This window comes from Dysosmobacter segnis (genome assembly GCF_014297285.1).
In the GTDB taxonomy this organism is placed as follows: Bacteria; Bacillota; Clostridia; order Oscillospirales; family Oscillospiraceae; genus Oscillibacter; species Oscillibacter segnis.
In genome coordinates this window covers 1-585 of the sequence record NZ_JACOQI010000115.1, presented here as the reverse complement: position 1 = coordinate 585, position 585 = coordinate 1, and the positions used below count along the sequence as shown (strand labels likewise).

General features: G+C 54.0%; 1 protein-coding gene. It reads left to right on the top strand.

Annotated features, from left to right (window positions below):
* Positions 1–585 (top strand): tripartite tricarboxylate transporter permease (locus H8Z83_RS19315; protein ID WP_187016507.1); only part of this gene is annotated, 585 nt, incomplete at both ends.

Genomic DNA, 585 nt, shown 5'->3' with positions numbered 1-585 from the left:
ATCACAAAAGAGGAATATCGGCGCTGCCGCAAGCCCATTGGCATTGGTTCTCTTGTCGGTGTCATCATTGGCGCAACGCCCGGCACTGGCGGCGGTTTGGCGGCGTTTATTGCTTACAATCAGGTCAAGCAGGCGTCCAAGCATCCGGAAACGTTCGGCAAGGGTGAGATCGAGGGCGTGGCTGTTGCGGAATCCGCCAACATCGGCGCTTGCGGCGCAACCATGATCCCCATGCTGACGCTGGGTGTCCCCGGTGACGGTGCGACAGCCATTCTGATGGGCGCATTCATGCTTCACGGCATGGTTCCCGGTCCGTCCTTGTTTGCCGAGCAGGGCAACATTCTTTATGCCATCATGCTGGGCCTGCTCGTGGTGAATGTGTTCATGTATATCGTGGGCACTGGTTTGACCCGGTTTTATGCGCATATTACCCGCATTCCCTATGAGATTCTGGCTCCCATCGTACTGACATTCTGCATTGCAGGCTCTTATTCTACCAACAACCGCATCTATGATATTTATATCATTTTGATTTTCGGTATCGTTTCTTACTTCCTGCGGCGCATGGGCTTCCAACTGGTGCCT